Source organism: Okeania sp. SIO2F4 (assembly GCF_010672385.1).
Classification (GTDB): Bacteria; Cyanobacteriota; Cyanobacteriia; order Cyanobacteriales; family Microcoleaceae; genus Trichodesmium.
Window position 1 is genome coordinate 1 of sequence record NZ_JAAHGT010000779.1, and the last position, 4,711, is coordinate 4,711.

Below are 4,711 nucleotides of genomic sequence, written 5' to 3' on the forward strand. Positions count from 1 at the left end.
TGAACAACTCAAAAAACTAAACTGTCATGTAGTCTACACAATTCCCCTCACTTTAATGTTCTCTAATGATTATGGCAGATTATCTAGTCGATTTGGAGTTAAACCCAAAATATTACCAATGGTACCTGTGCAAACTAGGTGCAAAAAACCCACAATGGAACCTAATGATTATGAACCGGGAATGGCATTATTAAGAGAAATGGTATTAGCTAGAGCTTTTCCAGAAATACCTTCCCAACAACGTGTAGAATTGATCCCTACTATTTTTGACACTCCTGAAACCCTTGATAGACTTTGCCGCATCAGTGGGGGTCATATGCGACGACTATTAATGTTGCTCTACAGTTGTCTCCAACAAGAAGATCCTCCTTTCTCTGGTGAATGTTTAGAAAATGTGATTCAGGAATACCGAGACGATCTAATGAGAGCTATTACTGCTGATGAATGGGAGTTGTTATTTAAAGTAGTAGAAAATCAAAGAGTTACTGGGGAAGAAGAATGCCAAACTTTACTCAGGAGTATGTTTGTTTTTGAATATCGAGATCGGGATGGTCATTGGTTTGGCATTAATCCATTATTAGCAGAAACTCAAAAATATGCTAGTTGGATTAATAGTAATTATAGGGAATAGGGAATAGGGAACAGAGCGGAACGGAATTATACCAAATATCAAAAATCTTGCTGTATCTGATGGGGTGGGGAGTGTGGGGAGTGTGGGGAGTGTGGGGAGGAGTAAACATAAGAATAATAAATATTAACTTTGCTCAAATTAGCAAAAAGGTGAAAAAGGTGGCGTTAATTGCTTAATAACTGAAGTCCAACCTAAGTATAGGACTAATGCATGGTAATTGGTATTACCTAAATATTATAAGTTTAGGTAGACAAAATTATTTGTGTGTTTTTCGTCTATTTACTAATCAGTTATATTCCCTTTAGCTCTTACCGAAAAATTAAGGTATAAAGCCTCTCCATTCATGGAGAAAAAGCGGTCGAGGGATGGCGAGGTCTCCTCGCCATATCCAATCGACCAAGACAGCGGTCGGAAAGCGGAGCATTCCGTCAGGATGGGATGCATTAGAAACCTAGCCATATCCAATCGACCAAGAGAGCAGTCGATCTTCGGAGCTTTCCGTAGGATGGGATGCATTAGAAACCTAGCCATATCCAATCGACCAAGAGAAGAAAAAAAATTCCTTTTAGCCAATCCTATCCATTATAAGAAGAGGTAATTATTAATTATTAATTGTTAATTATTGAACTACCACTGCCAAAATATTAAATTAATTCTGTCTCGGTACTTAATATCCTGAATGTTTTAGGAGTACCAGATTATCTGGCAACTTCGTCTTTAATTCAGGAATATTCCTCCTTTTAAATATTTGATGATGAGAGTGAAAAAATAATTAAACTTTTAGTCTTTGACAGTAAATTAGGTAATAGTATTTAGTCAATATGAAAGCTTTTAAAAAATTGGAAGAAAGTATCATTTACAATCAGCGATCGCTCAAAAGACTGATTCGCTCTGTAACTCTTTCTCAGGGACAATTTTCACTAATTTTAGTTTGCTGTAACTATCAATACTTGCGGCAAACAATGATGATGGAAGTGAGAAAGCTATCTTCAACAAAAATTCAAGAAATAGTATTACCAAAAACTGTTAAAACTCTATATACAACAATTGATAAACAATTAGAAAATTTTCCCGAACCACCAGCAATAATGATATTTGACTTAGAGAAAGTAGAAGCAATAGATGAGTTACTAACTTCTACTAATCAAGTCAGGGATGAATTTCGGAAAAAATTCTGTTTTCCTCTAGTTTTGTGGATAACAGATGAATTATTAGCTAAATTAATTAGACTAGCACCAGATTTTAAAAGTTGGGCAGCAGCTACAATCAAATTTGAATTAGCGACTTGTGATTTAATACATTTACTGAGACTAGAAATAGAGGATTATTGGATAGATAAGTCTGCTAATCAAAAACAACAATTAATACCATTATCAGAAAATCGTATAATTCCTCAGCTTTTACTTTCTAGTTGTGTCGATCGAGCTAACTGTTATGATTTTAAAGGCTTATCTAAAAGTAAACGTCGAGAAATAGAATTAGCCCTCAAAGACCTGAAAAATCGTGAGCAAGATTTAGAACCTATTCTCGCAGCAAATATAGAATTAATTATTGGTCGAGATAACTACTACAATGAGGAGATAGATGCTGCTATTGCTCATTATCAAGAAAGCCTAAATTTGTGGAAGTATGAAGTGAGGGAGCAATGTTATCTGCATCAACCAGAATATGCTAAATTACCAATCATTAGCCAGAGATTTATCCTGGAACAACAAGGAATAGTTTTATATAATATTGCCTTATGTTATTATCTTAAATCAACTCAAAATCTCCTAGATAATTGTCAAGAACTAGAAGAAGCAAAACTGAAACTTCAAGCATCGAAACAGCTTTTTGAAAAAGTTAATAGTTTTGCCTTAGTAGCTGAGGTAATCACAACATTAGGACAAGTGACAAAGCAGATGAAAGCTTGGGGAGCATTAGAAGCTATTGCCTTAGAAGGACTAAGAATACATCACGAATATGGAAATGAGTTGCAAATAGCACAAGATTACGGTTTTTTGGCAGAAGTTGCCCTGGAAAAACTAAATTGGGTTCAAGCTCAGAAGCTATCTGAAAGAGCACTTAATATTTTATTTTATGCGAAAAATATAACATTACCAACGGAAAAAAATAAATACTTATTTTTACTAGCAAAAAGCGTCAAAAAATTAGATCGTCCAGGAGAAGCAATTCAATATCTAGAATTTGCTAAAGCAACAGAGAAAAATGCAATTCAAAATAGTTTGAAAACTTCAGAAAACAGAGACCCAAAACTTTATCTGGAGATTTTAACAGAATTACGATCGCTTTATTATGAGCAAGGAAAATATTTACAAGCATTCCGCTTAAAAACAAGCCAGAGGAAAATTGCTCACCAATACGGACTTTTAGCCTTTATTGGTGCATCTCAGTTGCAACCACAAAAACAAAGTTATATCAAAGAATCATTAGATTACCAGAATACTTTACCCTCAGAAATAACTGCCTCTAGTCGTCAAAAAGATATTAATAATCTCCTGGAAAGAATAAGTCGAGATGACTATAGATTAACAGTTATTCATGGTCGCTCTGGTGTAGGAAAAAGTTCTTTAGTTAATGCAGGATTAGTACCAGCTTTAAACAATATTATTATTTCTGCACGAGATACTATACCAGTAGTAGTACAACTATATAGTGATTGGCTAGGAGAATTAGCACATTCTCTGGAAAAAGCATTACAAAAAAAAGAGAAAAAATTTAATGATAAAAATATCATAAAGCCAGAAATAAATTATACAGAAAATCAAGACTTTATCTCTCCTTCGCAATCAAAAAACTATAGTACAGAAGTAGAAAAAATTACTCCGTATTTATCCGCTATTACAGATAAATTCCAATTGATGGAATTATCAATTATAGCCCAATTAAAAAACAATGTAGAGAATAATTTATTAACAGTAATAGTATTCGATCAATTTGAAGAATTTTTCTTTATTAGTAATACAACTGAAGAGAGAGAAGCATTCTATACATTTCTGCATAATTGTCTAAATATTCCCTTTGTAAAAGTAATTTTCTCCATGAGGGAAGATTATTTACATTATTTATTAGAATGTGACTTTATCAATTATCTAGATGTCATTAATAACAATATTTTAGACAAACAGATTCGTTACCATTTAAGAGATTTTTCTAGAGAAGATGCTTATGCTGTTATAGAATGCTTAACCAAAAGATCGAAATTTAATTTAGAACCACAATTAATTGATGCAATTGTTGATGGTTTAGCAGATGAAAAACAGCAAATTCGCCCGATAGAATTACAAGTAGTAGGAAGCCAACTACAAGAAGAAAAACCCCCTATTCAAACCTTAGAGCAATTTCAAAAAAAATTCGGCATTAATCCGCAAAAGGCGAAAGAAAAACTGATCAAAAAGTTTTTAGACCAAGTAATTGTAGATTGTGGCAAGGAAAATGAAGAAGCTACTATGCAAATTTTATTTACACTGACTAATGATAATTTAACCAGAGCTAGTCGAACCGAAACAGAATTATTAGAAATAATTCAAAAATTTATCAAACCAAATTTTGCAGGAAAAAATCAATCTAAAAATTTTATTGAAAATCAACTGAATTATCTTCAAGAAAGCAAAAAACTGCTTCACTTAATTTTAGAAATATTAATAGACTCAGGGTTATTATTTATCCGCAAAGAGTTCAATGAAAAACACTACCAGCTAGTTCACGATTATGTAGTAAAACCTATTCGTAAAAGGTTTAACTTAGAAGAGAGATTAAACCAGGCTGAACTGGAAATAAAACAAGCTGAAATTGCCAAGAATCAGGCAGAAACAGATAGAATAATTAGCCAAGCCCAACTAAATATAGTCTTAAAACGACAACTAGCAGCAGCAATCGTAGGAATTATATCAATGTCACTGTCAACTATTGCTGCATTAGGTTTTTGGCAGAAAACAATATTTCAAAAACAAGTAGCAACTGCTGAAAAACATCGGGCAGATATTAATAGTATGACTGCTGTTTCAGAAGCATTATTTTTCTCAGGTTATAAATTTGATGCTCTGATAGAAAGTATCAGAGCAGGTCAAAAATGGCAAG

The 4,711-nt window shown here is 33.1% G+C and carries 2 protein-coding genes and 1 pseudogene; all 3 read left to right on the top strand.

Annotation, left to right across the window (positions count from 1 at the left end):
• A pseudogene (locus F6K22_RS32550) lies at window positions 1–631 on the top strand (ATP-binding protein); the annotation flags it as partial.
• Between the two features lie 47 nt (window positions 632–678).
• Entirely contained in the window at window positions 679–807 is a 129-nt protein-coding gene (locus F6K22_RS32555; protein ID WP_293107855.1) for a hypothetical protein, read from the top strand.
• A gap of 645 nt (window positions 808–1,452) precedes the next feature.
• Window positions 1,453–4,711: nSTAND1 domain-containing NTPase (locus F6K22_RS32560; protein ID WP_293107857.1), on the top strand; the 3,259-nt coding region annotated here is incomplete at its 3' end.